This window comes from Mesorhizobium onobrychidis (assembly GCF_024707545.1).
GTDB classification, from domain to species: Bacteria; Pseudomonadota; Alphaproteobacteria; order Rhizobiales; family Rhizobiaceae; genus Mesorhizobium; species Mesorhizobium onobrychidis.
This window is the reverse complement of the sequence record NZ_CP062229.1, coordinates 707,724-734,559: the sequence shown is the minus strand read 5'-3', so window position 1 is coordinate 734,559 and position 26,836 is coordinate 707,724. Positions and strand designations below refer to the sequence as shown.

The following is a 26,836-nucleotide window of genomic DNA, read 5'->3' as shown; positions in this document are numbered from 1 at the left end:
GAAGTCGCTGCTACTTCGTCACCGAGAATTCGTAACGCTTGAAGCGAGACAGAAGGATGTATTCGTTTGTGGCTCCAGATGTGCCTCTCAGGTTGCGGAACACAGCGGCACAGCCCGTCAGCTTACGCGGATAGGCGCTGCACAGGCTGTCGCCCTGCACCCACATCCGACCGGTCACGACCTCCGCACCAACTGTTCTGGTCACGCTGCCGTCTGCCGCAATCACAGCATGGTAGGCTGAGACATTGGGCAGAATCTGGCGTCCCGTCAACTCGTGTCCGAATATGAGATTGCCGATGTCGATGCCGTTCATCCGTTCAGCGGATCCCGGTTCCATTCCGGTGGGAAGCTCGGAAACCCCCGCCTTCCTCAAGCCGTCGAGCAGGCGAGCGATGTCCTCCGGTTGCTTGTAGACGAAGAACTGCTGCGCGATTAGCAGGTTCGGCTGCCCCTCCTGCCTTTCCGACAGCACGCTTCGGAGCTGCTCCAGGGCAGAGGCCGCTTCCGGCAGGCGATCGAGATGCGCAAGCGCCGCGACAAGAACATGCAGGCCGTAGAACTTCGTCCACGGATTGGGCGAGCGGACATCGACCTGCTCAAGCTGCGCGACCGCCTCCTCGTAGCGGCCTTGACCGAACGCCGCCAAGCCAGCCTGGTAGTGTCGCCACTCCGTCCATCCGGGATCGACGCGTAAGGCCGCATCGAGAAAGGTTCGCCCCTCGGCCGGCCTGCCGTTGAAGTTGAGGGCCTGGCTCAGCCCTTCGTAGGTCCAGGAATCGCTTGGGTCGAGCGCTATCGCCTTTTGCAGGGCAGCCACCGCCTCGTCGGACCTATGCTCCCGGACCAGAAGCTCGGAATTCAGCTGATAGTAACCGGGAGACGGATTTCCGGCAGCGATGGCCAGACTGCCGTAGAGCTCGTCGTCAATTTCGGTCCAACTGAGTCCGAGAGCTTGTCTCCTTACCTCGTCGGCATCCCAGTGGAGCCACGCCAATTCCGCGGCCGCCGCGCCGAAATCGGCATCCAGCGCCAAGGCCTGGCGTAGGTAGCCAGATGCTTCCACCGTGCCTGATGGTGTATCCGTTCGTCGCGCCTCGATAGCGCGCCGAAAAGCCTGGTAAGCTTCCGGATCGTCAGTATCGCCGGACACGGCCAGGTTTGCTTTTCCCGGGACGAGCTTTAGCTGCAGCGCGGCGACAATCTGACCGGTCACCTGATCCTGGAGCTTGAACACATCGGTGAATGGACCTTCGAACCGCTCGGCCCAGATCTGGCCAACCGTCGTGGCATCGACCAAGTGCGCATTGATGCGCACTTCATCGCCGAGACGTCGAACGGAGCCCTCCAGCAGGTAGCGGACGCCGAGCTCTTTCGCGATCTTCGCCGGCGGCAGACCGCTGTTGCGATATGCACGCGCGGCATTGCGCGAGACGACGAACAGGCCGGGAACGCGCGCCAGTTCTGTCGTCAGATCGTCCGCGAAACCGTTGGCAAGATAGGCCTGCTCCTCGGCTTCGCTGAGGTTTGCGAACGGCAGAACCGCGATCGAGAGGGAGGTCGGCACTTCCGTGTCAAATGTGGGGCTCCAGATGAACACCGCGACTGCGGCAACGGTTGCCAGTACAGCGGTTACAAACATCAGGCCGCGCCTGCCCTTAATCTCGCGCGGGTCAGGAGAGCCAGTGCCGTAAATCTGCGGGTAGCGATCGTGAGGTATGCCGGGCGCTTCGGTTTCGGGGACAAAGCGATATCCCCGTCGCGCGACTGTCTTTAGCAGGCTCTGCTTCTCGTCGCCGATGGCTTTCCTGATTTCGCTGATGCACTGGGAAAGGCTGTTTTCCGTCACCGCGATGCCGGGCCAGACGGTGTCCAGGAGCTCCTCCTTGGTCACAACACGGTTGGCGTTGGCGACCAGATGCTTCAGAACCGCGAGCGATTGAGGCCTCAGCGGGACATCTTCACCATGCTCGCCGTGCAGGAGACCGGCGTCGAAGTCGAACTCGACACCGTTTAGAACAAGGCTCGGCTGACTGATTAGGTTCAAAGCTGCACTCGATCATCGTGCTGATCGTTCGGGCGGCATGTTGCTTGGCAGGCCGCCTTGAACTTGAGAATCGGCGCCTGCCGCCGAAAGTCAACTGGAGTTTGAAAGTCGGCATTGTCTCCCGGGACGAAACCTTCGCGCTGCGATCGCAAAAGTCCGGAAATGGCGCACCGACAAGCGGTAGCGCCCGCACGTTTCTTCTCGGCGTTGCGGCTACCGTTATATTCTGGCCCGATCAATGAGGCCTGAGCTTAGTTCCGCCCGTAAAAAACATTCTCGACATGCACCGGCCAGCGCCACGGCAGCACCGCGACCATGTCGAAGCGCACCGACAATCTTTCATAGTCGGATTGGCGCGACAGCCAGAGATCGGCGGCGCTTTCGATGCGGCGCTCCGATTCGTAAGCGATAGCCTCCATCGCTTCCATCAGTGTGCGGCGCGCCTTCACCTCGACGATCAGCACCAGGTCGCCGCGCCGCGCGATCAGGTCGATCTCGCCGAACCGCGTGCGGTGGCGGCGCGCCAGGATCCGGTAGCCCTTCACCATCAATGCCGCAGCCGCCAGCCACTCGCTGCGGTGGCCGCGCCGATAGGCCCGCTGGCGGCTGGCGACCGGGCGTTCAGCCATCGCCGTCTTTCCCGGTGTCGCCCTCTTTCCCAGTATCCTTGAGTTCGAGCAGCCGCCGGTAAAGCGCCTGCTTCTGTCCGCCGGTCATCTTGGCGGCTTCCGCCGCCGCCTTGGAGGCCGGCATCTCGGCGGCAAGCGAAAGCAGAAGCCGGTCGATGTCGGCTGGTTCGTCGGCCGTTGCTTCCGACGGGCCGACGCAGATGACGATCTCGCCCTTCGGCGTGTCGGCGGCCGCGTAATGATCGGCGAGCGACTGCAAGGTGCCGGTCCGCATTTCCTCGAAGGTCTTGGTCAGCTCGCGGCCGATCGCGGCCTTGCGGGCGCCCCCCAGCGCCTCGACCATGGCACTGAGCGTCTCGGCCAGCCGTCGCGGCGATTCGAAGAATATCAGCGTCGCCGGCACCGCTTTCAGCGCTTCCAGCCGCGCCAGCCGCTGTCCAGTCTTCACCGGCAGGAAGCCGGCAAACAGAAAGGCGTCGGAGGGCAGGCCTGACGCCGTCAGCGCCGCAAGCGGCGCCGACGGGCCGGGGATCGGCACGACGCGAATGCCCTGGTCAAGCGCCTCGCCGACCAATCGGTAGCCGGGATCGGAGATCAGCGGCGTGCCGGCGTCCGAGATCAGCGCCACGCTCTGCCCGGCCAGCAAGGCTGCGATCAGTTTTGGGCCGGCCTCGGCGGCATTGTGCTCGTGATAGGCAGTGGTGCGGCGGCGGATGCCGTAGCGGTCGAGCAGCACGCGGCTGACACGCGTGTCCTCGCAGGCAACGATATCGGCGGCGGCGAGCGTTTCAAGCGCGCGTAATGTGATATCGGCGAGATTGCCGATCGGCGTCGCCACCAGGTAGAGCGCCGGCGCGAGCGGCCGGGCTGGTATTTCGGTCTGGCCGATCACATAGCTGCGTCTTGCCAACTCGCCGGTCACCGGTGTCCCCCGTCAGGCTCTGACACTTTGAATGCATTCGGCCCTGTTTGGCACGGCTCACGCTCGGTTGCAAAACCCGTGCCGAATTGAAGCGCTCGCCATGCCTTCGCCACAGTACGGAACGAAACCATGCCCGGCGGATTTACCCCTGATCTCGGGAGGAGCAGGATGGACAGTCTTAAGATACAGGACGTTTTCGAACCCTACTATGCAGGGCGCAAGGGCTTTGCCGCGCGAAAGGACAATGGTCAGCCTGCCAAAACCGCCGGCTTGGCCAAAAAGCCGCGAAAGCGTCGTCCTTCAAAGGCAACCGACCTGGAAATCAAGCCTTCGACCGGCACCGGTAGCACGATGGAGCACTGACCAGACGATGCCCAATCGCTTCGACATTTTCATCACCCGCCTTGAAACGAAAAGCTCCCGCAATGGAGCGCCCTCACATCCCATAAGCGATCAAAACCGCGCCCGCCGCGACAAGGGCGACGCCAAGCCGGCTCGCTCCGGTGAGGCGGACGCCGAGAAAGACCACGCCAAGCGCCGCCACAATCATGACGCTTAATTCCTCGACACAGACGGATGCGATCCTTCGCGCCCCCTCTGTCCTGCCGGACATCTCCCCTTTGGGGGGAGATTAGCAGCTTCCGCGCTCCGCTCATTCCTCAAACGTTGGCGATTGGCGAAAGCCGGCGTGAGATCAATCTCCCCTTTGGGGGAGATGTCCGGCAGGACAGAGGGGGGCGCTGTCCCTCCGGCGGCGAAGGTTCGCTCCTGCCGCCCTGAATGACCAAGGCATGGTGCTCTACCGCGCCAAATCCGCCACCACCGCATCGAGCACGATCATGCCGGCCGGCGTGGCGCGCAGGCGGGCATTGCCGATCGGCGCCACCAGCCCCTCGCCCTGCAGTACCGACAGCCGCGCCGTCGACAGGCCGCGGCCGGAAAACGCCTCGTAGCGCGAGAGATCGATGCCCTCGGCCAGCCTCAGCCCCATCAGCAGGAACTCGTCGGCCTCCTCAGAGCGCGTCAGGATCTCGCCGCCGGTGACGCCGTGGCCCTTGGCCTCGACCAGATTGACCCAGGTTTCCGGCATTCTTTCGGCGATCGTCACCACGCGGCGGCCGTTTTCGACGAAGCGGCCATGCGCGCCGGGACCGACGCCGACATATTCGCCATAGCGCCAATAGGTGAGATTGTGCCGGCTTTCTGCACCTGATCTGGCGTGGTTGGAAATCTCGTACGCCGGCAGCCCGTGTGCGGCGGTGATCTCCTGCGTCAGCGCATAGAGATCGGCGGCATGGTCGTTGTCGGGAATGACGAACTTCTTTGCCGCATGCAGCGCGTGGAACGGCGTGCCTTCCTCGATGGTCAGCTGGTAGAGCGACAGATGGTCGGCGGCATGCCCGATCGCCTGTTCCAGCTCCGCCTGCCACGCTTCCGGCGTCTGGCCGGGCCGTGCATAGATCAGGTCGAAGGACAGCCGCGGAAAGATCTCGCGCGCCAGGCCGATCGCATGCAGTGCTTCATCGACATTGTGCAAACGGCCGAGGAAGCGCAGATCCTTGTCGTTCAGCGCCTGCACGCCGAGCGACACGCGGTTAACGCCCGCCGCCCGGTAGCCGCGAAAGCGCTCGGCCTCGACCGAGGAGGGGTTGGCTTCCAGCGTCACCTCGATGCCGGCGGGCACCGTCCAGTTCTTCGCCACCGCGTCCAGCACCGTCGCCACGGTTTCCGGCTTCATCAGCGATGGCGTGCCGCCGCCGAGAAAAATGCTGGTCACCTCGCGCGGTCCGGTGCGGTTGCGCATTGTCGCAAGCTCGGTCTCGAAGGCGCGCGCAAAACGCTCCTGGTCGACCGGCTGGTGGCGGACATGGCTGTTGAAGTCGCAATAGGGGCACTTGGCCGCGCAGAACGGCCAGTGGACGTAAACGCCGAAGCCGGGGCTGCGGTCGAGCAGCATGGTCATTTCACGGCCGATCGTGCCAAATCCAGTCTGGCTTGCGCGAATTTCTGGAAGGCGCGGGCGCGGTGCGACAACGCCGTCGGCTGGCCGGGCTTCCAGCCATGTTTTTCCTCTGCAGTCATCTCGCCGAAGGTCTTTTCGAAACCGTCCGGCACGAACACCGGATCGTAGCCGAAGCCGAGTTCGCCGCGCGGCGGCCATATCAGCGTGCCCTCGACCTCGCCGCGGAAATATTCGGCCGCGCCGTCGGGAAAGGCCAGGCAGATGACGGCGACGAAGCGGCCCTTGCGCTGCGCAGGCGCGACCGCGCCGACTTCCTGCAACGCCACTTCCGCTCGCTGCATCGCCATGCCGAAATCGCGGGACCCGTCCGGCGCCTCGGCCCAATTGGCGGTATAGACGCCGGGCGCTCCGCCCAGCGCATCGACACACAGGCCGGAATCGTCCGACAATGCCGGCAGGCCTGTCGCCTTGGCGGCGGCAAAAGCCTTGATATAGGCGTTCTCCTCGAAGGTGGTGCCGGTCTCGTCCGGCTCCGGCAGGCCGTATTCCTTGGCCGACTTCGCTTCTATGCCGAATGGCGCCATCAGATCGGCGAATTCGCGCAATTTGCCGGCATTATGGCTGGCAACGACAATTCTGTGCCCATCAAGCGAATGCATCAGAGGCCCCAGATTCTTGGCTCGGCGAATTCGATCGAATTGCCGGAAGGGTCGCGAATATAGATCGAACGGCCGCCTTGCGGCCATTCGAACTCGCTTTCGATGGCAATCTTCTTCGCTTCCAGATGCGCGCTCCAGCGCACGATCTCGTCCGCGCTTGCCGCAAAGCAGAGATGGCCGTCGCCGACGGTGCCGTGCGGCGGCACTTTCAGCCTGGCATCGGGCGCCGGCGGCACCTTGGTCGCCTCGGCGTTGAAGATGAGCAGCACGCCGTCCCCGCAACGGAAGAAAAGATGCCTACCGTCGACCTTGCCCAGCAGATCGAGCCCGAGCACATCGGTGTAGAAGGTTTCCGCAGCAGCGAGGTCTGTGACGTATAGCGCTGACTCAAGGATAGCGGAGGGTTGCATCAGGCACCCCCCTCTGGCCTGCCGGCCATCTCCCCCGCAAGGGGGGAGATTGGCAGCGTCAGCGTCACCGCGCTTTCTGCTGCCTTGAAATTGGTCGAAGGCGATTGATACAGCCGATCTCCCCCCTTGCGGGGGAGATGGCCGGTAGGCCAGAGGGGGGTGTGAAGGATCGCCAGCCTCATCGATTCAGCCAAAAGCTACGCTACAGCCATCTGCTGCAGGCTGACCAGTCGCTGGATGCCCTTCTTGGCCAATTCCATCAGCGCCGTGAACTGCTCTTCCGAGAAAGGCTCGCCCTCGGCCGTGCCTTGGATCTCGACGATGCCGCCCTTGCCGGTCATGACGAAGTTGGCGTCGGTGCCGGCCGAGGAGTCTTCGAGATAGTCGAGGTCGATGACCGGCTGGCCGTCATGGATGCCGCAGGAGATAGCCGCGACATGGTCCTTCAGCACCTTGGCGACGCTGGCCATCTGCCGGGCTTCCATCCAGCGCAGGCAGTCATGGAGTGCCACCCAGCCGCCGGTGATCGACGCGGTGCGCGTGCCGCCATCGGCCTGGATCACGTCGCAGTCGACGGTGATCTGCTGCTCCCCGAGCGCCTGCAGGTCGACCACGGCGCGCAGCGAACGGCCGATCAGCCGCTGGATTTCGAGTGTGCGGCCGCCTTGCTTGCCGGCCGAAGCTTCGCGACGCATGCGCTCGCCGGTCGAGCGCGGCAGCATGCCGTATTCCGCCGTCACCCAGCCCTTTCCAGAATTGCGCATCCAGCCCGGCACTTTTTCCTCGAGGCTGGCCGTGCACAGCACATGGGTGTCGCCGAACTTCACCAGGCACGAACCTTCCGCGTGCTTGGAGACGCCGCGCTCGAAGGAGATGGCGCGCATTTCGTCGAATTGGCGTTTAGAAGGGCGCATTCAGGCTTTTTTCCTATCTTTTTCGGAATCGTGGCCGGCTTGTAGCCGCATGGGGCGCAGGGCGCAAAGGAAAATGGCCGGTTGCGCGGGTGTGGCCGAAGTCTATATCTTTGGGCCGGAGGTGTTTGGCTCGAATGACCAAGGCAGTCGATCCCGGTTCCCAGTCGGCGGCAGTGCTCCAGTCGCCCGCGCTTCAATCGCCCGCACTCCAGTCGCTCGACATGCGCTCGCGCGACATCTTTCGGCGCATTGTCGATTCTTATCTGAAGGACGGCGAGCCGGTCGGCTCACGCAGCCTGTCGCGTATCCTGCCGTCGTCGCTGTCGCCCGCCACCATCCGCAACGTGATGAGCGATCTCGAGCATCTCGGCCTGATTTATGCGCCGCATATCTCGGCCGGCCGATTGCCGACCCAGGCCGGCCTGCGCTTCTTCGTCGATGCTTTTATGGAGCTTGGCGACCTCTCCGACGAGGAGCGCCGCACCATCGAGGCGCAGGTACGCGCCTCCGGCTCGGGCGCGACGCTGGAACATCTGCTCACCGAAGCCAGCCAGATGCTGTCCGGCATGTCGCGCGGCGCCGGCCTCGTGCTTGCCGCCAAGAACGAGGTGCCGCTAAAGCACATCGAGTTCATCCAGCTCGAGCCGAACAAGGCGCTGGCCGTGCTGGTGTCGCAGAACGGCGACGTCGAAAATCGCGTCGTCGACCTGCCCGCCGGCATCACCGTCTCGCAATTGCATGAAGCTTCGAACTTCCTCAATGCCCATATCCGTGGCCGCACGCTGGCCGAGGCGCGGATCGAAATCGCCCGCATCAAGGAAGAGACCAAGGCCGCCCTCGACACGCTGTCGCAGGATCTGGTCGAGAAGGGCCTTGCGGTCTGGGCAGGCGCCGAGAGCGGCCTGCCGGCGCGTCTCATCGTGCGCGGCCGCGCCAACCTGCTGGAAAATGTCACCGCGCAGGCCGACATCGAGCTGTTGCGGCATTTGTTCGAGGATCTGGAGACGCAGGACGGGCTGATCCAGCTTCTCGACCTTGCCGAGGAAGGGTCCGGTGTGCGCATCTTCATCGGCTCGGAAAACAAGCTGTTTTCGCTGTCCGGCTCGTCGCTGGTCGTGGCGCCCTATCGCGACAAGGACGCCCGCGTCATCGGCGCGCTCGGCGTCATCGGCCCGACCCGGCTGAACTATGCACGCATCGTGCCGATGGTCGACTATACCGCGCAGCTTATTTCCCGCATGCTGCGATAATGTATGTCGCCCAAAAGCTTGCCCTCGGGTGAGCAGCGGTTTTGGGATAACGACATGCATAAAAACAAGAAAGCAAAGCGCGTCGCAGGAACCCTTCAAACGTGACGCGCTTTGGGTGGACCTCAAGGAGAAAAAAATGGCGCTGGAATCATTCAAGGCTCAGATCAGCCTGTTGCTCGAGCAGATGATCAACCAGCCTGAGGATCAGCATGAAGTGCAGGAGCAGCTGCGCGAAAAGCTGAGGGAAATGCGCGCCATGGGCCTGCCGCTGCCGGCCGATCTCGTCGCGCTCGAAAAGCGCCTCGATGATGATTTTTACGCGGCCGGAAACTGAGCCCGAAAGACAAACGGTCGATTGCTTCAACTCTCCGTGTGCTGGACCACTCAAAGCGGAACTTGATCGGTGGGTTCGCCTGGCCGGCGGCGCTGGTGCAATCGAATCCGACCCTCAGGGAGTACACGCCTGCCAGCCTTTGTGCGACAAAGCTCAGTCTTAAAAGGTCGATTCCGATTTCGGGGTCATGCGCTAAGGCCGAAACCATGACCCTCACCGGATTCCTCGCTTATAGCGCGGCCCTCGGCATCGCCGCTGCCATCCCTGGCCCGGGGCTCACCGCGCTTATTGCGCGAGCGCTCGGGTCCGGCTTTCGCTCGGCGCTCGCCATGTCTTTCGGGCTGATGCTCGGCGATCTCACCTATCTCACCGCCGTGGTGCTCGGCCTCGCTCTCGTCGCGCAGACCTTCGGCATGGCCTTCCTGGCGATCAAATGGCTGGGCGTCGCCTATCTCGCCTTCCTTGGCTGGCGCTTCTGGACGAGCGGCATCACGTCCGAAACGGTGGAGGCGAAGAAGGGCAGGGGCGGGCTGGTGTCCAGCTTTATTGCCGGCCTCGCCGTCACGCTCGGCAATCCGAAGACGATGATCTTCTATCTCGCCATCACGCCGACCATCGTCGATCTGAAGACCGTTACGCTCGCCGACTACGGCATCCTCGTGGCGCTCACGCTCGTCGTGCTCCTGATGGTGCTGGTGCCCTATCTGGCGCTGGCGGCCAAAGCGCGCGGGTTCCTGAAGTCGCCGCGCGCGCTGAGGGCGCTGAACCGCACCGCCGCCGGTTTCATGGTCGGAGCGGCCGCTGCGATCGCCGCCCGGCAATAGGCCACTTTGGCCTCGGCTGGAATGCTTTTCCGGGGCGAGTGTGTTTTCAGCATGCGACCCACTCGGATATTTTCAAACGGCAGACTATCTTGCGCGGCCGAAGGCTTTATCCTGCCTGGTCGAGACTTAGTTGCCTGACTCTTGCCCGTCTGACTCTTGCCCGCCTAACTCTTGGGAGCGAAACCAATGAACAAGCCCGCCACCACCGCGCATACGCCGGGCCGCGGCCGCATCTACAATTCGATCACCGAGACGATCGGCGACACGCCGCTGGTGCGGCTCGACAAGTTCGCCAATGAAAAAGGCGTCGTTGCCAATCTGCTGGCCAAGCTCGAATTCTTCAATCCGATCGGCTCGGTCAAGGATCGTATCGGCGTCTCGATGATCGAGGCGCTGGAGGCATCGGGCAGGATTGCACCCGGCAGGACCACGCTGATCGAGCCGACCTCGGGCAACACCGGCATCGCGCTCGCCTTCGCCGCCGCCGCCAAGGGCTACAAGCTGATCCTGACCATGCCGGAAACCATGTCGGTCGAACGCCGCAAGATGCTGGCGCTGCTCGGCGCCGAACTGGTGCTGACCGAAGGGCCGAAAGGCATGAAGGGCGCCATCGCCAAGGCCGACGAGCTGGCCGCGACGCTGCCCGACGCCGTTATTCCGCAGCAGTTCGAAAATCCGGCCAATCCGGAAATCCACCGCCGCACCACGGCCGAGGAAATCTGGAACGACACTCAAGGCGAGGTCGACATCTTCGTCGCCGGCATCGGCACCGGCGGCACCATCACCGGCGTCGGCCAGGTGCTGAAGCAGCGCAAGCCCTCTGTGCACGTCGTCGCCGTCGAGCCGGAAGCCTCGCCAGTGCTGTCGGGCGGCCAGCCCGGTCCGCACAAGATCCAGGGAATCGGTGCCGGCTTCGCGCCGAAGATCCTCGACACGACGATCTATGACGAGATCGTCAAGGTCTCCAACGAGGATTCGGTCGCCAATGCGCGGCTCGTTGCCCGCCTCGAAGGCGTGCCGGTCGGCATCTCGTCGGGCGCTGCCCTGCAGGCGGCGATCGTCGTCGGCTCACGCCCGGAGAACAAGGGAAAGAACCTCGTCGTCGTCATCCCGTCCTTCGCCGAGCGCTACCTGTCGACGATCCTGTTCGAAGGGCTGGGGGCTTAGGTTCTCGACACGGTAGCGATTCTTCGCGCCCCCTCTGCCCTGTCGGGCATCTCCCCCACTTGGGGGGAGATCGGCAGCTTCAGCGCGCCGCTCATTCCTGCAACGTTGGTGATTGGCGAAAGCCGGAATGAGGGCCGATCTCCCCCCAAGTGGGGGAGATGTCCGGTAGGACAGAGGGGGGCGCTGTCCCTCCAGCATAAAAAGCTTCTGCATCGACCTTCGGTCTGGACCGCTGAAAAAACACCTGTGGCGGCCGTCTCTCGCTTGAGTAGGGCAGCGCTTCCGGTTCAGATCGTCGTCTGGCTGGCGGAGGATTTGGTGTACAAGCTTTATACGCGTGCAAACACCGGCGGTTTCGTCGTCGAGGCGGCGCTCGCTTTGGCGGGTGTGCCTTTCGACCAGATCGATGTTCCGAAGGGCCGATCCGACCAGGCCTTTCTCGACATCAGCCCCTTGAACCAGGTGCCGGTCCTGATCTTGCCGGACGGAAGCTCGATGACCGAATCGGCGGCGATCTGCATCCTGCTTGCCGAGCGCCACCCGGAAGCAGCTCTGGCGCCGGCAGCGAACTCGCCTGACCGCGCCGACTTCCTGCGCTGGATGACCTTCATGTCGTCGGCCGTCTATCAGGCTGATCTGCGGTTCTTCTATGCTCATCGCTACACGGTCGATCCCGGCGGCGTGGAAGCCGTCAAGCAGGCGGCGATCTCAGAAATGGATCGCGGCTTCGCCATTCTCGATGCCGCCCTCGAAAGCCGCGACTGGCTGGTCGGCGGCCGGCTCTCGCTGGCCGACATCTATCTCGTCATGCTGGTGGCCTGGCATCCCGAGATTGAAAAGGTCGCCAGCACCTGGCCGAACATCGAGCGCCTGTGGGCCAAATTGCGGGGGCATCAGGTGATGCGGACGCTGAACGCCTCCCACGCCATGTGGCCAGCCTGAACCGATCGCGCGCAACCACAGCTCAGTCCTTCGCTGTGCGGCCGAGCCCCGCCCGCCGTTCCTGCAGGAACCGGCGCACGGCCGGGTCGCGTTCGAGGCCGATCGCCCGGTCATAGGCCTCAGTCGCTTCCAGGATTTTGCCGAGCCTGGCCAGAAGACCGGCACGTGCGGCCCAATAGGGCTGGTAGTCGGCAAGCCGCTTGTCTCCACCAAGCTCATCAAGTGCATTCAATCCCGCCGCGGCGCCGTCGGCCTCGGCAATGGCCACGGCGCGGTTGATCGACACCACCGGCGAGCCGGCAATCACCGACAGCGCGTCGTAAAGATGTTTGATCGCGACCCAGTCGGTCCGGCCGGTCAGCCGCCGCGTGGTATGGGCGGATTGCACGGCTGCCTCGAGCTGGTAGCGGCCGACGACGCCCTTGGTCGCGGCGCGCCTCAGCAGGATCTCAGCTTCGTCGATCAAGGCGCCGTCCCACAGCGCAAGCTCCTGCGCGGCCAATGGCACATAGTCTCCGCCGGCGTTGCGCCGCGCCGCACGCCGCGCCTCGGCAAACAGCATCAGCGCCAGCAGGCCGAGCGCTTCCGGCTCGTCCGGCATCAGCGACGCGACCAGCCGGCCGAGCCAGATGCCTTCGGTCGCGAGATTGCGGCGCCGGGTTTCGGTGCCGGCCGGGTCGGACCAGCCTTCGGCGAACGCGGCGTAGATCGCTTCCAGCACCGCATCCAGCCGCTCGCCGAGCTCTGCCCGCTCCGGCACGCGGAACGGAATGCCGGTCTCGCGGATGCGGCTTTTGGCGCGAACCAGGCGCTGCCCCATCGTAGCCGGCGACACCAGGAAGGCCGAGGCGATCGTCGCTGCGTCGAAGCCCAGAATGGTTTGCAGGATCAGCGGCGCGCGTACGCCGGCTTCGATCGCCGGATGGGCGCAGGCAAACATCAGCCGCAGCCGCTCGTCGGGCAGGTCTTCGTCGGCCATGCGGGCCTCGATCTCCTCTGCGATCAGCCTGAGATGGTCGCGGCCTGCCTCGCTGGCCAGCTGCCGTCTGACGGCGTCGACGCGGCGTCTGCGCGCCACCGTCAGCAGCCAGGCTTCCGGCTTCTGCGGCACGCCGGTTTGCGGCCAGCGCTCCAGCGCCGCTGCAAAGGCGTCGGCCAGCGCGTCCTCGGCGCCGGCCACGTCACGCATGCGTGCGGCCAGATAGGCGACCAGCTTGCCGTAGCTTTGGCGGGCGGCCGCTTCCGCCGCGGCCCGCGCGGGGTCGGGCTGTTCCGACATCACATGGTCAGTTCCCAGATCGGCCGCACCTCGACCGTGCCGGTGCTGGCGGCGGGGCATCGCGCCGCCCAGGCAATCGCGGCGTCGGCGTCCTCCGCCTCGATCATGTAGAAGCCGGCAAGTTGCTCCTTGGTGTCGGCATAGGGGCCGTCGAGCACGTTCGTTTTGCCGTTGGCCATCCGCACCGAGGTCGCGGCCTGGGTCGGCTTCAGCCGGTCGCCGGCCAACCAGGCGCCGGACTTCTTCAACGCCTCGGTATAGGCGCCATAGGCTGCGCTGATCTCGTAGGTCTTGTCCGTCGGCGCGGCCGCCATCGCGGCTTCGTTCACGTAGATCAAAAGCATGTATCGCATGGTCTTCTCCCATTTTCGAAGGCCGCATCGTTGCGAGCCGAACGTATGTCGCGCGGCCTCGCGCGATTTCGACAGGCGCTGCAAAAATCTTTCGGCCCGGCCACCGTCTTGCGCAAGCCTGCATGTCCGGCGGCATCAACCGTTGGTCTAATCGGCGCAATTGCGGGTTGGCATTTCCTGCCCGCTGTCTAAACTCGCCGCGGGTCGTGCGGTGGCAAATATTTTAGGGAGGAAATATGCGCAATTTCAGGACGAAGTTTATTGCCGCCGGCGCGCTGTCGCTGTCGCTGGGCCTTGGCGCGGTGTCGGCCACGGCGCAGGAATTCATCAACGTGCTGACCGGCGGCACCTCGGGCGTCTATTATCCGCTCGGCGTCGCGCTGTCGGAAATCTACGGCAAGGGTATCGAAGGCGCCCGCACCCAGGTGCAGGCGACGAAAGCTTCGGTCGAGAACCTCAACCTGCTGCAGCAGGGCAAGGGCGAGATCGCCTTCGCGCTCGGCGATGCCGTCAAACTGGCCGCCGAGGGCAACACCGAAGCCGGCTATCCGGGCAAGCTCGACAAGCTGCGCGGCATCGCCGCGATCTATCACAACTACATCCAGATTGTCGCCAGCAAGGAGTCCGGCATCAAGACGCTCGCCGACCTCAAGGGCAAGAGCCTGTCGGTCGGCGCGCCGGCCTCCGGCACCGAGCTCAATGCCCGCGCCATCTTCGCCGCTGCCGGGCTGAAATACGAGGATCTCGGACGGGTCGAGTATCTGCCCTTTGCCGAATCGGTCGAGCTGATCAAGAACCGCCAGCTCGACGCCACGCTGCAATCGGCCGGCCTCGGCGTTGCCTCGATCCGCGATCTCGCCACGTCGGTGCCGATCAACGTCGTTGCAGTACCGGCGGAGGACGTCGCCAAGATCGGCTCGCCCTATCTTTCGGTGGCCATTCCCAAGGGCACCTATGAGGGCCAGACCGAGGATGTCGCGACTGCCGCCGTCGGCAATTTCCTCATCACCCACGCCGACGTCTCCGACGAGACCGCCTATCAGATGACCAAGCTGCTGTTCGAAAATCTCGACCAGCTCGCCGCCGCCCACGCCGCCGCCAAGGCGATCGACATCGCCAAGGCGCTCGACGGCATGCCGGTGCCGCTGCATCCCGGCGCCGAGCGGTATTACAAGGAAAAGGGGTTGGTGAAGTAGGGTGCTCCCTCCCCCTCGAGGGGAGGGTGGACAGCCGCCGAAGGCGGATGGACGGGTGGGGTCGCTGCGGCAGTGCGCGGCCTGAACCGATCCCACCCGCCTCCCTTCGCTCGGCACCCTCCCCTCGAGGGGGAGGGGCGCCCGCCAGGAACCCGCCAATGACCGAAACCCCGACCGTTCTTTCCCCCACCGCCGAAGCGCCCGTTGAAGGCCTGCCGCCGGGTTTCGGCGAAGGCATCGCCGGCAAGGCCGCCTTTCTCATCGCCATCGCCTTCTCCGTCTTCCAGATCTACATTGCCGCCTATGGCAGCTTGCCGAGCCAGGTGGTGCGCGCCATGCATGTCGGCTTCTTGTTGCTGCTCGGCTTTGGCCTGATCGCCAATCTGCGCGCCACAAGCACACCGGCCAAAGCAGCGTTCTGGACGCTCGGCTTGCTCGGCTTCGCCACCGGCCTCTACAATTGGGTGTTCTATGCCGATCTCATCCGGCGCTCCGGCTTCCTCACCGCGCCGGACCTGATCGTCGGCGCGGTGCTGATCGTGCTGGTTTTCGAGGCAGCGCGGCGGCTGATGGGGCTGCCGCTTGCTCTGATCGCCTTGATCTTCTTCGCCTACGCATTCGCCGGCAATCATCTGCCGCCGCCCTTCATCCATCGCGGCTATGATTTCGCTCAGCTTATCGACACCTTCGCCTTTGGCACCGAAGGCATATACGGCACGCCGGTCTACGTCTCTGCCGCCTATATCTTCATCTTCGTCGTTTTCGCCGCCTTTCTCGAACGCGCCGGCATGATCGCGCTGTTCAACGATTTCGCCCTTGGCCTGGTCGGCACGTGGCGCGGCGGCCCGGCCCAGGTCTGCGTTCTGTCCTCGGCCCTGATGGGCACCATTTCCGGCTCCGGCGTCGCCAATGTGGTTGCCTCCGGCCAGTTCACCATCCCGCTGATGAAGCGCTTCGGCTTTCGTTCGGCCTTCGCCGGCGCCGTCGAGGCGACCTCCTCGATGGGCGGCCAGATCATGCCGCCGGTGATGGGCGCGGTCGCCTTCATCATGGCCGAGACGCTGAACATTCCCTATGCCGAGGTGGTCAAGGCGGCGATCATCCCGGCGCTGCTCTATTTCGGCGCCTGCTTCTGGCAGGTCTACCTGGAAGCCGGCAAGGCCGGCCTGCAGGGCATGGCCAAGGCGGACCTGCCCAATCCGAGGGACGCAGTGAGAAGACATTGGCCGCTGGTGCTGCCGCTGGCCGCGCTCATCTATCTGCTGTTTGCCGGCTATACGCCGATCTTCGCCGGCACCATGGGCCTGGCGCTGACCATCGTGCTCATTCTCGGCACGCCGCTGGCGGCGCTGATCGGGCCGCTTGCCTTTCGCGTCGTCTTCTGGCTGGCGCTGGGGCTTGCCGCCGCCTCTTTCATGAGGTTCGGCGTCGATATCCTCAGTTTTGTGATCGCTGGGCTCGTCATCGCCTGCGTCACCTTCAGGGGCGGACGCGAGACGCTGCAGATATGCATAGACTCTCTTGCCGAGGGCGCAAAGAACGCGCTGCCGGTCGGCATCGCCTGCGCCATCGTCGGCATCGTCATCGGCACTTTGACGCTCACCGGCATCGCCTCGACCTTCATCGGCTGGATCATCTCCATCGGCGAGAACAATCTGTTCCTGTCGCTGGTACTGACCATGCTGACCTGCCTGGTGCTCGGCATGGGCATCCCGACGATCCCCAACTACATCATCACCTCATCGCTGGCCGGGCCGGCACTGCTGTCGCTCGGCGTGCCGCTGGTGGTCAGCCATATGTTCGTCTTCTATTTCGGCATCATGGCCGACCTCACCCCGCCGGTGGCGCTGGCCGCCTTCGCTGCCGCGCCGATGGCCAAGGAGAGCGGCCTCAAGATCGGCATCCAGGCCACCAAGCTTGCCGTCGCCGGCTTCGTCGTGCCGTTCATGGCGGTCTACACCCCGGCGCTGATGTTGCAGGACCCCGGACCGATCGCCGCCCAGTTCGGCTATCCGGTCGAGGTCGCCTATGTCGTCACCAAGGCCTGCATGGGCATTGCCATGTGGGGCGCTGCCGCCGTCGGGTTCCTCGCCCGACGCATGGCCTGGTGGGAACGCTTGGTCGCCTTCGCCGCCGGCGTGCTGCTGGTTGCGGCACTGCCGCTCACCGACGAAGCCGGCTGGGCGCTCTCTTTCATCTGGATCGGCTGGCACTGCTGGCGCGCGCGGCAGGCGTCGGGTACAGCATGAGTCTCTGTATCCTCGCCGCCGGCAAGACGGTGATGCTCACTGTCGCCGCCTTCACGCTCGCCTGGACGCATTCGGTGGAAAAGACGCATTGGCAGGAAGACTGGAAGGTGATGCCTTCCGGCTTGCAGATCGTCGCAGCACGGATCAAGGGCTCGGGCGCCGGCATGGAACCGCCGGAAGGCTCGGTGCTGCGGGACGGCTGGTGGATCTATAAACCCAAGATGGCGCCGCAGCGGCGCCTTGTGCTCGCGGCCTCTGGCGCGACGGGTGAAGGCTGGACGCTGTGCACGGTTCAGGGCTGCCGCGAACTCGCCAAGGCGGCAGGCGATGCGACCGTGCTGGAGCCCTGCGAAGGTTCGAGCCAGCCGCGATAACGGACGATGATTCCAGTGAAGCGATGTGAAATCTCGACGTGGAAGCGAAACCGGCCGTCTTCCACGGTTTCATAGGATGTCGAGCGCGGGCACAGCCACAGCGGCAGCGGCAGACCCCAAATGCTCCAGTGACGCAGGGCGAGCGTCAGCCGTCCATCTTCGGCGACCAGCGCCATCGCGAAGGTCAACGGGCCGAAGCGTTCGCACAGCAGCTGCTGCGACCGGTCCCGGCCAGCGCACTGTCGGCTTGAAAAACTGTGCGTGCCGAATGTCCGGGTCCAGGTCTCGCCATCCTTGCCGGGTTCAAACCGGACACGGACAGGGATATCGGCGCACGGCTTCGGAAACCCGACCAGCCAAGCCGTTAGCCGGCCAAGCATATTACCTCCGCGCTCGACCCGCGCCCGTCCTTCCGCTGTCGTCGTGCCATCATGCATGGCGCGGATCTCGTCCGGCAGGCTTAGCCAGGCGTCGCCGAGCAAGACGGCATAAAGCGGCGTGTCCAAATCAACGGGTTCGTTTCTGAAACCTGTGTAGATCGTCTTGCTGGCAAACAGCGCTTCATAATCCTCAAGCTCCAAATCGTGCACGGACTGTTCGCGCGCGCACCAGCCAGGCAAGCCCGATCAAGGCGCGGTGAAGCACTTCGGGGACCGGCCCGGCTCCCATCCAGATGGTTTTCGCTTCCGGCCAAAGCTCTGACAGCGCGCGCAGGTCGGGGACGTCGACCAGCGAGAACAGCGTATTGCTCAGTGGCAGGCGGCCCGGCGGCGCGATCGTGTAGCGCGTCTGTTCGGTGAACGGGTGGCCTAGCGCTGAACGACCGTTCCGCACGAGCTTGACCGGCTGGCCGGCATAGCCGGATATGGCGCGGATCACGTTTTCGCCGACACCGGCAAAGGGCGACGGCGCGATGCCGCCGCGGATGCTGTCGACCCGCGCCATGTCCGCAGACAGGCGACGCACCGCCGCCGCCGTCAGCACCGGAAAACTGGAGACCCCGGACAGCACGAAAAGACCAGCCGCTCGCGCCGCCCCGTCGAACGCAAACACGCCGGCGACGAAATCCGAGCCGTCGGCAAGATCGAGATAATTCACCCGCTGGTCGATGCAGGCCTCGATGAGGCGGTACCGGCCCTCGCCATAGGCTTGGAACGGGCCGCTGGCATCGATCAGTATATCGGGCCGCAGCCAGGCGAGTAGGGCGGGGAGGTCGCCGTCGCGGTCGAACAGCGCCGGAACGATCCGGGCGACGGCACGATCGCGGCTCTTGCAGTAGGCATGGGCCCTGGCCAGCGAGCGCCCGGCGACGATCAGCGTCAGGCGCGGCTCGTTTTCAAGCAATTCGACGATCCGGCCGCCAAAGCTGCCATAGCCGCCGACGATGAGGATCTTCATCGCGGCTCCCCCAAAAAGCTGGGGGCTCCGCGATATCGGGCAAAGCGAAAACCTGGTGGAGCACGGCGCCTAGCCAATCAGCCGCCCCTCCAACTTGGCGGAAGGAATCTCGCAGCTCCCTTTCTTGCCGAACAGCGCGTAGCGGTTCTTGGCAATGCGATCGTAGAGCCAGTTGCGGAGCGGGCGCGGCAGCAGGAGCAACGACCTCGCCGCCCGCCATGGCCAGCCCAGGTCGGCCATGACGGCAACGAACCTGTCCAGGCGGGTGAAGGCGGCGCCGTCGATGAGGGCCAGATTGGTCTCGTAGCTTTCCGTCCGCAGCCCGTATTTTCGAAACAGCGCTTCGCCGAGCGGTGACTGCGCCGCGGCGAAGCGGAAGCGGCTTTTGCGGTCGAGCCCGACCACCATGCGCACGAAGCCCGAGCACAGCACGCAGACGCCGTCGAACACGATCAGCGGATGGCTTGCATCGAAGGCGGGTTTTTCAGGAGGATTGTCTGGCTGGGTGGTCACGCGAGTCCCGGCTGCTTGGTGTCAATCGACACTAAGCTTGCCGGCTGCGAGATCAAAGTCCCTAGAATCTCAGACCCTTGGTGTTGTCGCACGCCGCCTGTCGGCGAGCGCAGGACGTTCCGCGCTATAGGTCGTCGCACGGTGATCGGCGGCCGGCCTGCAGATCCGGCTGTCGTGACGGCTTTCCATGGTCGTCATCAGTGTGCGCTGATGCCGAGCGTATGGCCGCGGCGTGCGCAAGCGGGGCCAGGGCCGCGCATGTAATAGCGCTCCGGCCGGTAGGTCGGCGCGACGAATTCGCGGATGGCGGCAGCGTAGCCGATGAGGTGCGTCAAGAAGTTCATTTTCCCTGTCCCTGTCCCTATTTCGGATGTCCCTTCCGAATTGCGGGGATCATAGCGTCGAGGCGTGAATAGTCGGTGAACACGATGTTAATATCTGGTCAAAAAGGCCTTGGTTCGTGGCCGCAATGCGGCTGATTCGGGGTCTTTCGATGCAGTTCGTCGACATTTCGGTCGATGTGACTTTTGCATCACATATGTTTCGTTTGGATGTCGCTCGGACGCGCTTCTGTTTCAGCCTTGGCCAGCGCCGCGAAATTTCCGTGCTTGTCCAGGGAAAGTCAGGAACCCGTCCGATAGCCGGACGTTGACGCCCAGAGCCGGGACCCACCCGGCCCAGCAGGCAGCGGCTTCCGTGCGGAACCGCCGCCGGAACCCCAAACCAGCAAGAACATGGAAAGGCAAAAGCCATGGGTTTCTTTTCGAAAGACATCAAGACGCTGGACGACCTCTTCGTCCACACGCTGCGCGACATCTATTACGCCGAAAAACAGATCGAGAAGTCGCTGCCGAAGATGATCGACAAGGCGACCGACCCGCAGCTGAAAGCCGGCCTTGAAAAGCATCTCGGCCAGACCAAGGGCCATATCGAGCGCGTCGAGAAGGTGTTCGAACTGCATGGCGTGAAGGCCAAGACGGTCAACTGTCCGGCCATCGACGGCATTCTCGAGGAAGCCGATGAAGTCAGCGGCGACATCGACGACAAGGACGTTCTCGACGCCGCCCTGATCGCATCCGCGCAGGCGGTCGAGCACTATGAAATAACCCGTTATGGCACGTTGATCGCCTGGGCCAGGCAGCTTGGCCGCACCGACTGCGCCAATGTCCTGACCAACAACATCAAGGAAGAGCAGGCGACCGACCGCAAGCTTACCGAGATTGCGGAAGCCAAGGTCAACCTTCAGGCCGCCGAATAGCAGTCTCGATCCAGGCAATGCCGGGCAACCCGGCTTTGCCTCGCTTTTTCGCGGGGCCGGAACTGAAACTGTTTCTATCCGTTCAAGGCCTCGTGCCGGCGTCGCCAAGCCGAAGCCGTCACAGCAAATCGGCGCCACACCAAACCGGCATAGGATCGCGTGCGATGGCCAGCCTTGAGCAGTATCACGCCAAACGCGATTTCAAGAAGACCGCCGAGCCGACCGGCAAGGTCGTTCGCAACAGGAAAGGTGAGGCCGGCGGCATCTTTGTCGTCCACAAGCACGCCGCGACACGACTGCATTACGACCTTCGCCTGGAGCATGGTGGCGTGCTGTGGAGCTGGGCGATAACCCGGGGTCCGAGCCTCGATCCGCATGAAAAGCGGTTCGCCGTGCATGTCGAGGATCACCCGATCGACTACGCGTCCTTCGAAGGCACCATTCCCAAGGGCGAATATGGTGGCGGCTCGGTCATCGTCTGGGACGAAGGCAAATGGCAACCGGAGAACGATCCGGCCCAGGCGATGAAAAAGGGCCATATCAGCTTCGAATTGCACGGCCACAAGCTGAACGGTCTCTGGCATCTGGTGCGGCTGAAGCCGCGTCCGGGCAAAACGCGCGACAATTGGCTGCTGATCAAATCCGACGATGCCGCCGCGCGCCCAGGTGAGGACATCTTGCAGGAGGCGCCCGAGTCGGTGAAGTCGGGCCTGACGATCGAGGAGGTTGGCGAAGGCAAGACCGCCGATGGCAAGAAGCCAAGGGTCTGGCATTCGAACAAACGGTCCACCAGCAAGGCGAAGGCCAAGGCGGCAAAGCAGCTCGAGTTCATCGAACCATGCCTCGCCACATTGCAGAGGGATGCCCCTCCCGGCAAGGAATGGCTGCATGAGGTGAAATTCGACGGCTACCGCATGCAGGCGCAACTTGCCGGCACAAAGGCGCGGCTGTTGACGCGCACCGGCCTCGACTGGACGGGCAAATTCGGCGGCGCGATTGTTGCAGAACTCGGGCGTCTGAAATGTACCGACGCCATCATTGACGGCGAGATCGTCGTGCTGGCAGACAGCGGCGTCTCGTCTTTCGCGCTGCTCCAGGCTGACCTGTCGGCCGGCCGCACGGATCGTTTTCTCTATTACGTCTTCGACCTGATCCGTCTCGACGGCCAAGACCTGCGCAGAGAGCCGCTGGTCGAGCGCAAGCAGGCTTTGCAGGATTTGCTTGGCAAACAGCCAGACAATTCTGCAGTCCGCTTCAGCGACCATTTTGCCGAACCGGGCAAGGTCATGCTGGAGCACGCCTGCCGCATGGGGTTGGAAGGCATCGTCTCCAAGCGCGCCGACGCGCCCTATCGCAGCGGCCGCGGCTTGTCCTGGGTGAAGTCGAAATGCACGCTGCGCCAGGAGTTCGTCATCGGCGGCTTCCTGCCGTCGGAGAAGACCGGGCGCGGATTGCGCTCCTTGCTGGTCGGCTACCATGAGGGCGGCAAGCTGCACTATGCCGGCCGTGTCGGCACCGGTTTTTCGATGCAGAGTACCAACGACCTGAAGAAAAAGTTGGATGCGCGAAGGGCGGAGACCTCGCCCTTCGATACAGCCGTACCGAAAGGCAAGGGGTCGGGCAAAGGAGTGGTTTGGGTGAAGCCCGAACTTGTTGGCGAAGTGGAGTTCCGTACCTGGACGTCCGATCGTATAATACGTCACGCCTCGTTCCAGGGATTGCGCGAGGACAAACCGGCGGAGGAAGTCGTGCAGGAAAAGCCGAAGGCCGACACCAAGGCAAAGCCGGCCGGCGGCAAAGGCGAGACCAAGGTCAAGTCTACCCGGGCGGCAAAAACCGTCGTTAAGCTTTCTCACCCCGACAAGCTTCTGTGGCCGCAGGAGAAGGTCTCGAAGCATGGCCTGCTCGATCACTATGCCTCGGTCTGGCCACGCATGAAGCAGTTTGTGGTCAACCGGCCGCTCAGCCTGGTGCGCGCGCCGGACGGCGTCGGCGGCCAACGCTTCTTCCAGAAACATGCGTCGGCCGGCATGCATGACAAGATCGCCAGGATGAAGGATCCGACGGACGGCGAGGAGATCCTGTTCATCCGCGATTTCGACGGTGTCGCTGCCTTGGTCCAGCTCGGCGTGGTCGAGATCCATATCTGGGGCTGCACCATCGACGAACTGGACAAGCCGGACCAGATCATCTTCGATCTCGATCCCGACGAAGGCGTCGACGTGAAAGCGGTGCGCGCGGCGGCGCTCGAAATTCACGGCCGGCTCGATGCGCTGTCATTGCCGAATTTCGTCAAGACGTCGGGCGGCAAGGGCTACCATGTCGTCGTGCCGCTGAAACCGTCGGCGGATTGGGATGAGGTGAAGGACTTCGCCCATGATTTCGCCCGCGCCCTCGAGCAGGCCGCCCCTGATCGGTATACAGCGACGCTGTCGAAGAAGGCGCGCACCGGCAAGATCTTCGTCGACTATCTGCGCAATGGCCGCGGCTCGACCACGGTGGCACCCTATTCGTCGCGCGCCAAGAAAGGCGCTACGGTCTCAATGCCGGCGACCTGGGCGGAGATCGAGGCCGGGTTGGCGCCGAACGCCTTTCCGATCGGCGACAAGACGACGCTGAAGCAGTTGGCGAAACCCGATCCCTGGGCAGATTTTTTCAAGCAGGGCAAGCCGCTCAAGCGCGGCTGATCAGTTACTTTTCAGCCGAGAAACACCTTCTCGAACGCCTGCTTGCCCATCGGCGAAAAGACCACTGCGCGGCTGTCTTTCTCGCGTCGCGCCCATTTCTCGGCGATAATCTTGTCGAGAATGGCCGCACCCAGCGTGCCGGCCAGATGCGAGCGCCGCACGCTCCAGTCGAGGCAGGCCCGGCACACCGGTCGTCGCGCCTTGCTCTCGACATCGATGCAGATCGCGGCGAAATGCGAGGCGGCCGACGGCCCGAGCCGGATCTCCTTGTCGTGGCGCAGGAGCACTTGTCGAGCGACAAGACGGTCGAGCATCGCCACAGCCTGCTCGCCGGCGAGGTGGTCGTAGCAGACCCGCGCCACGCGCATGGCGGCGTCGCGCGGGCCCGGCCGCACCCGCTGCGGCCCGACCGCAGCGGCGACGCCGGTAATCGCCTCGATCATGCCAGCCACCTGCGGCCCGGCGAGCCCGTAGTAGCGATGCCGCCCCTGGCTTGCCAGCGTCAGCAGCCCACCCTCCATCAGTTTCGACAGATGCGAGCTGGCGGTCGGCAGCGACACGCCGGCCTCGAGCGCCAGTTCGCTCGCTGTCAATGCCGTGCCACCCATCAGCGCGGTCAGCATGTTTGCCCGCGCCGGATCGCCGACCAGGCTGGCGATGCGCGCTATGTCTGGTCCTTCACGCATAGTTCGTCCTTCATCGAAGCATTGTCGTCAGATAACCACTATCCTCCGCTGAGATCAAGGAGACGACGATGACCGCAAGAACCGTTCCCCACACCGTGCTTGTCAGCCGCGTCGGCCGTCGGCCGTTTCCGTTCATCATCTTACGCCGGTCGCATCTGCGGCTCCTGGCGCTGTGGTACGACCGCCATCTACAGCGCCTCGACCTCGCCGAGATTGACGAGCATCTTTTGCGCGATCTTGGCATGACGCCAGAAGACGTTCGCCGCGAATGCGCGAAGTGCTTCTGGCAAGCGTGACCAGCGTGGAAATTGCCTAGCACACTAGAACCACAGAACGTTTCGACACCGCTCGAACTGTCGGCGCAAGAATGCATCCACCCGTCTAGGAGACAAAAGATGACCATCACCTGCTTCATCCGTTACGAGATCGACCCGTTTGGCAAGGCGGCATTCGAGGAGTATGCCCGTAACTGGGGCCAGGCGATCCCGCGCTGCGGCGCCGATCTGATCGGCTATTTTGCGCCGCATGAGGGCTCGGCCACCACCGCCTATGCCGCTTACAACATCGACAGCCTGGCGGCTTACGAAGCTTACCGTGCCAGGCTCGCCGCCGATCCGGCCGGCAAGGCGAATTACGAATTCGCCCGGCGTGAAAAATTCATCCTGAAGGAAGATCGCATGTTCCTGAAGCTCGCCTCCGGGCCGCATGCCCCTTTGGTGAAACTATGATCGCCGTCATCTTCGAGGTCGAGCCGGCGGCGGGCAAGCGCGACGCCTATCTCGGCCTCGCCGCGGATCTCCGCCCGCTGCTCGACGGCCTCGATGGGTTTCTCGCCATCGAGCGCTTCCAGAGCCTTACCGACCCGAACCGCATCCTGTCGCTGTCGTTCTGGCGCGACGAGGAAGCGGTGAAAGCCTGGCGCAACACGGAGGAACACCGGCAGGCGCAGAAGGCCGGCCGTGGCGGCATCTTTGCCGGCTATCGTTTGCGCATCGCCCATGTCGTGCGCGACTATGGCCTGACCGAACGTGCCGAGGCGCCTGAGGACAGCCGGGTGGTGAATGGGTGAGTGGGACTACTGATGGCGCTTCTACGGATAGGCGCGGTTGCTCCTTCTCCCCCTGTGGGCTAGCGTGCGCACACATCTGCTTCGGAGAGGTGTCAAGGGAGTTTGGTCGGGTAGCAGGTTTGGCTTGTGGGGTTGGAATCATGTGTGATTCTGTAGCTGCCATTGTTGATTCGGGAGATTTCGACGATGGCTTTGCTGCTTGGATACTTCGGCGACCTGCGCCTGCAAAAAAGGGGAGCATGGTGCTGGAGCGCATGTGCACGCGCGTCAGCGCGGGCCTGCGCAGGCTGGCCGATACGCGGGCGGAACAGATTGCGTTCACGCGGCTGTTTCGCAATCCCCAAGTGACGGTGCCGGAGATCGTGCGCACGGCGGCGGCGCGAACGGGCGAGGCGGCGGCCGGCCGCCATGTGCTGATCATTGAGGACAGCAGCGAGATCAACTATGAGGCCAAGGCCTCGCGCAAGCGCGGCCTCGGGCATGTCGGCAACGGCAAGGATGTCGGGCTGTTCGTCCACCCGGCGCTGGCCGTGGATGCCGCCGACGGCTCGGTGCTGGGGCTTGCGGCTGCCACGATCTGGCGGCGCCGGGGGCAGAAGGCGCACGACTACCAAGCCCTGCCGATCGAAGCCAAGGAAAGCTACAAATGGATCGCCACCGCCAAGGCGGCCCGCCAGGCGCTGACCGACACGCCGCTGGCTACCGTGATCGGCGACCGCGAGGCCGACATCTACGAAGTGCTGGCAAGGCTGCCTGACGAGCGCACGCATGTGCTCATCCGCGCCGTGCGCGACCGGGCTCTGGGTGAGCAGGGCGGCCGTCTGTTCGGCGAGATCGCCAAAACGCCGGAAGCCGGCCGGACCGCCTTCGAACTGCAGGCGCGTCCCGGCCGACCGGCGCGCAAGGTGCAACTGGCCGTTCGCTTCGCCGCGGTCGCCTTGCGCCAGCCGCGCCTTGGTGCCGACTGTCGCGATCCGCGCGAGATCACGCTCAACATGGTCGAAGTGCGCGAGATCGATCCGCCTTCGCCCAAGGAAGCGGTGATCTGGCGGCTGTTGACCACTCACGCGGTCAAAACGCTCGCCGACGCTTGCCGCATGGTCGATCTCTACCGGTTGCGCTGGACCGTCGAACAGCTGTTCCGAACCGTGAAGTCGCAGGCCATCGATCTGGAGGAAAGCCTGCTTGCCGATGGTGAGGCACTCGAACGGCTGGCCGCGACCGCGCTGATCGTCGCCACCAGGGTCATGCAACTCGTGCACGGGCGCGATGCCGCCGGCCAGGCCTTCAAGGCTGCACGCCTCTTCAGCCCCGCCGAGATCACCGTGCTGGAGGCGCTGATTGCCAGGCTCGAAGGCAAGACCCAAAAGCAGAACAACCCGCATCCGCAACACACGCTCGCCTGGGCCGCTTGGTGCATCGCCCGGCTGGGAGGGTGGAACGGCTACGCAAAGGAGCGGCCGCCAGGTCCCGTCACCTTCAGCAACGGCCTCAAACGCTTCCACGCCATCGCCGAGGGCTTCGCTCTTGCAAATCCAAACTAATCCCCGCCAAATCAGATGTGTGCGCACGCTAGCCCCCTGTGGGAGAAGGTGGCCGAGCGAAGCTCGGTCGGATGAGGGGTGTTCCAGCTTGGCAACGGCGGCACTCCGTCCAACACCCCTCTTCCGTCTTGGCGCTGCGCGCCAATCCACCTTCTCCCACAAGGGGAGAAGG

Annotated in this window: 30 protein-coding genes; 15 read left to right on the top strand and 15 right to left on the bottom strand. The window is 64.0% G+C overall.

The window, feature by feature from the left end; translation table 11 throughout:
- Nucleotides 1-10: 10 nt before the first annotated feature.
- The 3 genes from IHQ72_RS03535 to rsmI all read right to left on the bottom strand — a co-directional run bounded on the left by IHQ72_RS03535 (nt 11) and on the right by rsmI (nt 3,595).
- Nucleotides 11-2,044, bottom strand: coding sequence for a winged helix-turn-helix domain-containing protein (locus tag IHQ72_RS03535; RefSeq protein ID WP_258121197.1), 2,034 nt, complete (start codon nt 2,042-2,044; stop codon nt 11-13).
- 251 nt (nt 2,045-2,295) lie between these two features.
- The gene (locus tag IHQ72_RS03530) at nt 2,296-2,673 is read right to left on the bottom strand and encodes a YraN family protein (RefSeq protein ID WP_258121196.1); all 378 of its coding nucleotides are present in this window, start codon (nt 2,671-2,673) and stop codon (nt 2,296-2,298) included.
- Nucleotides 2,666-3,595 (bottom strand): 16S rRNA (cytidine(1402)-2'-O)-methyltransferase, encoded by a 930-nt coding sequence (rsmI, locus tag IHQ72_RS03525; protein ID WP_258121195.1) that lies wholly within the window; start codon nt 3,593-3,595, stop codon nt 2,666-2,668. The genes IHQ72_RS03530 and rsmI overlap by 8 nt, the downstream gene beginning before the upstream one ends.
- 168 nt (nt 3,596-3,763) lie before the next feature.
- On the opposite strand from rsmI, the gene IHQ72_RS03520 reads away from it, so the two are divergent.
- Nucleotides 3,764-3,958 (top strand): hypothetical protein, encoded by a 195-nt coding sequence (locus tag IHQ72_RS03520; RefSeq protein ID WP_258121194.1) that lies wholly within the window; start codon nt 3,764-3,766, stop codon nt 3,956-3,958.
- 73 nt (nt 3,959-4,031) lie between these two features.
- Here the strand turns inward: IHQ72_RS03520 and IHQ72_RS03515 are convergent, their stop codons facing one another.
- The 5 genes from IHQ72_RS03515 to rph all read right to left on the bottom strand — a co-directional run bounded on the left by IHQ72_RS03515 (nt 4,032) and on the right by rph (nt 7,541).
- Nucleotides 4,032-4,208 carry a hypothetical protein gene (locus IHQ72_RS03515; protein WP_258121193.1) on the bottom strand — a complete coding sequence of 59 codons (177 nt, stop codon included), beginning with the start codon at nt 4,206-4,208 and terminating at the stop codon, nt 4,032-4,034.
- A 186-nt stretch (nt 4,209-4,394) separates the two neighbouring features.
- Nucleotides 4,395-5,558: a radical SAM family heme chaperone HemW gene (hemW, locus tag IHQ72_RS03510; protein ID WP_258121192.1), complete on the bottom strand. Its 1,164-nt coding sequence runs from the start codon at nt 5,556-5,558 to the stop codon at nt 4,395-4,397.
- Nucleotides 5,555-6,217 (bottom strand): RdgB/HAM1 family non-canonical purine NTP pyrophosphatase, encoded by a 663-nt coding sequence (rdgB, locus tag IHQ72_RS03505; protein ID WP_258121191.1) that lies wholly within the window; start codon nt 6,215-6,217, stop codon nt 5,555-5,557. The genes hemW and rdgB overlap by 4 nt, the downstream gene beginning before the upstream one ends.
- Nucleotides 6,217-6,627: a VOC family protein gene (locus IHQ72_RS03500; protein WP_258121190.1), complete on the bottom strand. Its 411-nt coding sequence runs from the start codon at nt 6,625-6,627 to the stop codon at nt 6,217-6,219. The genes rdgB and IHQ72_RS03500 overlap by 1 nt, the downstream gene beginning before the upstream one ends.
- A 197-nt stretch (nt 6,628-6,824) precedes the next feature.
- Nucleotides 6,825-7,541, bottom strand: coding sequence for a ribonuclease PH (rph, locus tag IHQ72_RS03495; RefSeq protein WP_095495920.1), 717 nt, complete (start codon nt 7,539-7,541; stop codon nt 6,825-6,827).
- A 134-nt stretch (nt 7,542-7,675) separates the two neighbouring features.
- Here rph and hrcA point away from each other — a divergent pair, with 134 nt between their 5' ends.
- The 5 genes from hrcA (at nt 7,676) to IHQ72_RS03470 (ending at nt 12,058) form a co-directional block, all read left to right on the top strand.
- The gene (gene hrcA, locus IHQ72_RS03490; protein WP_095495919.1) at nt 7,676-8,791 is read left to right on the top strand and encodes a heat-inducible transcriptional repressor HrcA; all 1,116 of its coding nucleotides are present in this window, start codon (nt 7,676-7,678) and stop codon (nt 8,789-8,791) included.
- Nucleotides 8,792-8,927: 136 nt separating this feature from the next.
- Nucleotides 8,928-9,125 (top strand): hypothetical protein, encoded by a 198-nt coding sequence (locus IHQ72_RS03485; RefSeq protein ID WP_029347942.1) that lies wholly within the window; start codon nt 8,928-8,930, stop codon nt 9,123-9,125.
- Between the two features lie 206 nt (nt 9,126-9,331).
- A complete protein-coding gene (locus IHQ72_RS03480; RefSeq protein WP_258121189.1) occupies nt 9,332-9,949 on the top strand; it encodes a LysE family translocator in 618 nt (205 codons plus the stop codon).
- A gap of 186 nt (nt 9,950-10,135) precedes the next feature.
- Complete coding sequence (cysK, locus tag IHQ72_RS03475) at nt 10,136-11,116, top strand: cysteine synthase A (RefSeq protein WP_258121188.1); 981 nt, start codon at nt 10,136-10,138, stop codon at nt 11,114-11,116.
- A gap of 318 nt (nt 11,117-11,434) precedes the next feature.
- Entirely contained in the window at nt 11,435-12,058 is a 624-nt protein-coding gene (locus IHQ72_RS03470; protein WP_258121187.1) for a glutathione S-transferase family protein, read from the top strand.
- Nucleotides 12,059-12,080: 22 nt separating this feature from the next.
- On the opposite strand, the gene IHQ72_RS03465 is transcribed toward IHQ72_RS03470, so the two are convergent.
- Together IHQ72_RS03465 and IHQ72_RS03460 are read right to left on the bottom strand one after the other, a co-directional pair.
- On the bottom strand, nt 12,081-13,337 hold the full coding sequence (locus IHQ72_RS03465; RefSeq protein WP_258121186.1) for an RNA polymerase sigma factor: 1,257 nt from the start codon (nt 13,335-13,337) through the stop codon (nt 12,081-12,083).
- On the bottom strand, nt 13,337-13,690 hold the full coding sequence (locus IHQ72_RS03460) for a YciI family protein (RefSeq protein WP_258121185.1): 354 nt from the start codon (nt 13,688-13,690) through the stop codon (nt 13,337-13,339). The genes IHQ72_RS03465 and IHQ72_RS03460 overlap by 1 nt, the downstream gene beginning before the upstream one ends.
- A gap of 236 nt (nt 13,691-13,926) precedes the next feature.
- Between IHQ72_RS03460 and IHQ72_RS03455 the strand changes: the two genes are divergently transcribed.
- The 3 genes from IHQ72_RS03455 to IHQ72_RS03445 all read left to right on the top strand — a co-directional run bounded on the left by IHQ72_RS03455 (nt 13,927) and on the right by IHQ72_RS03445 (nt 17,509).
- Entirely contained in the window at nt 13,927-14,886 is a 960-nt protein-coding gene (locus tag IHQ72_RS03455; RefSeq protein ID WP_258121184.1) for a TAXI family TRAP transporter solute-binding subunit, read from the top strand.
- Nucleotides 14,887-15,044: 158 nt separating this feature from the next.
- Nucleotides 15,045-17,135 carry a TRAP transporter permease gene (locus tag IHQ72_RS03450; protein WP_258121183.1) on the top strand — a complete coding sequence of 697 codons (2,091 nt, stop codon included), beginning with the start codon at nt 15,045-15,047 and terminating at the stop codon, nt 17,133-17,135.
- Entirely contained in the window at nt 17,132-17,509 is a 378-nt protein-coding gene (locus tag IHQ72_RS03445; RefSeq protein ID WP_258121182.1) for a DUF1850 domain-containing protein, read from the top strand. The genes IHQ72_RS03450 and IHQ72_RS03445 overlap by 4 nt, the downstream gene beginning before the upstream one ends.
- Here IHQ72_RS03445 and IHQ72_RS03440 read toward each other — a convergent pair.
- The 4 genes from IHQ72_RS03440 to IHQ72_RS03425 form a co-directional block, all read right to left on the bottom strand.
- Nucleotides 17,428-18,099, bottom strand: coding sequence for a DUF4166 domain-containing protein (locus tag IHQ72_RS03440; protein WP_258121181.1), 672 nt, complete (start codon nt 18,097-18,099; stop codon nt 17,428-17,430). The genes IHQ72_RS03445 and IHQ72_RS03440 overlap by 82 nt on opposite strands.
- Nucleotides 18,080-18,907, bottom strand: a complete 828-nt coding sequence (locus tag IHQ72_RS03435) for a saccharopine dehydrogenase NADP-binding domain-containing protein (protein WP_258121180.1) — start codon at nt 18,905-18,907, stop codon at nt 18,080-18,082. The genes IHQ72_RS03440 and IHQ72_RS03435 overlap by 20 nt, the downstream gene beginning before the upstream one ends.
- 69 nt (nt 18,908-18,976) lie before the next feature.
- Nucleotides 18,977-19,420 carry a thiol-disulfide oxidoreductase DCC family protein gene (locus IHQ72_RS03430; protein ID WP_258121179.1) on the bottom strand — a complete coding sequence of 148 codons (444 nt, stop codon included), beginning with the start codon at nt 19,418-19,420 and terminating at the stop codon, nt 18,977-18,979.
- Nucleotides 19,421-19,617: 197 nt separating this feature from the next.
- On the bottom strand, nt 19,618-19,764 hold the full coding sequence (locus IHQ72_RS03425; protein WP_023801394.1) for a hypothetical protein: 147 nt from the start codon (nt 19,762-19,764) through the stop codon (nt 19,618-19,620).
- Between the two features lie 407 nt (nt 19,765-20,171).
- Between IHQ72_RS03425 and IHQ72_RS03420 the strand changes: the two genes are divergently transcribed.
- Together IHQ72_RS03420 and ligD are read left to right on the top strand one after the other, a co-directional pair.
- Nucleotides 20,172-20,678: a YciE/YciF ferroxidase family protein gene (locus tag IHQ72_RS03420; protein ID WP_258121171.1), complete on the top strand. Its 507-nt coding sequence runs from the start codon at nt 20,172-20,174 to the stop codon at nt 20,676-20,678.
- Nucleotides 20,679-20,842: 164 nt separating this feature from the next.
- On the top strand, nt 20,843-23,365 hold the full coding sequence (ligD, locus tag IHQ72_RS03415) for a DNA ligase D (RefSeq protein ID WP_258121169.1): 2,523 nt from the start codon (nt 20,843-20,845) through the stop codon (nt 23,363-23,365).
- 11 nt (nt 23,366-23,376) lie between these two features.
- Here the strand turns inward: ligD and IHQ72_RS03410 are convergent, their stop codons facing one another.
- Entirely contained in the window at nt 23,377-24,051 is a 675-nt protein-coding gene (locus IHQ72_RS03410; protein WP_258121168.1) for an ArsR/SmtB family transcription factor, read from the bottom strand.
- Nucleotides 24,052-24,119: 68 nt separating this feature from the next.
- Between IHQ72_RS03410 and IHQ72_RS03405 the strand changes: the two genes are divergently transcribed.
- The 4 genes from IHQ72_RS03405 to IHQ72_RS03390 all read left to right on the top strand — a co-directional run bounded on the left by IHQ72_RS03405 (nt 24,120) and on the right by IHQ72_RS03390 (nt 26,664).
- Complete coding sequence (locus tag IHQ72_RS03405; RefSeq protein WP_258121167.1) at nt 24,120-24,347, top strand: DUF1127 domain-containing protein; 228 nt, start codon at nt 24,120-24,122, stop codon at nt 24,345-24,347.
- A gap of 99 nt (nt 24,348-24,446) precedes the next feature.
- A complete protein-coding gene (locus tag IHQ72_RS03400; RefSeq protein WP_258121166.1) occupies nt 24,447-24,779 on the top strand; it encodes an NIPSNAP family protein in 333 nt (110 codons plus the stop codon).
- The gene (locus IHQ72_RS03395; RefSeq protein WP_258121165.1) at nt 24,776-25,120 is read left to right on the top strand and encodes an antibiotic biosynthesis monooxygenase family protein; all 345 of its coding nucleotides are present in this window, start codon (nt 24,776-24,778) and stop codon (nt 25,118-25,120) included. The genes IHQ72_RS03400 and IHQ72_RS03395 overlap by 4 nt, the downstream gene beginning before the upstream one ends.
- A 239-nt stretch (nt 25,121-25,359) precedes the next feature.
- On the top strand, nt 25,360-26,664 hold the full coding sequence (locus IHQ72_RS03390; RefSeq protein WP_258117880.1) for an IS4 family transposase: 1,305 nt from the start codon (nt 25,360-25,362) through the stop codon (nt 26,662-26,664).
- Nucleotides 26,665-26,836: the final 172 nt, after the last annotated feature.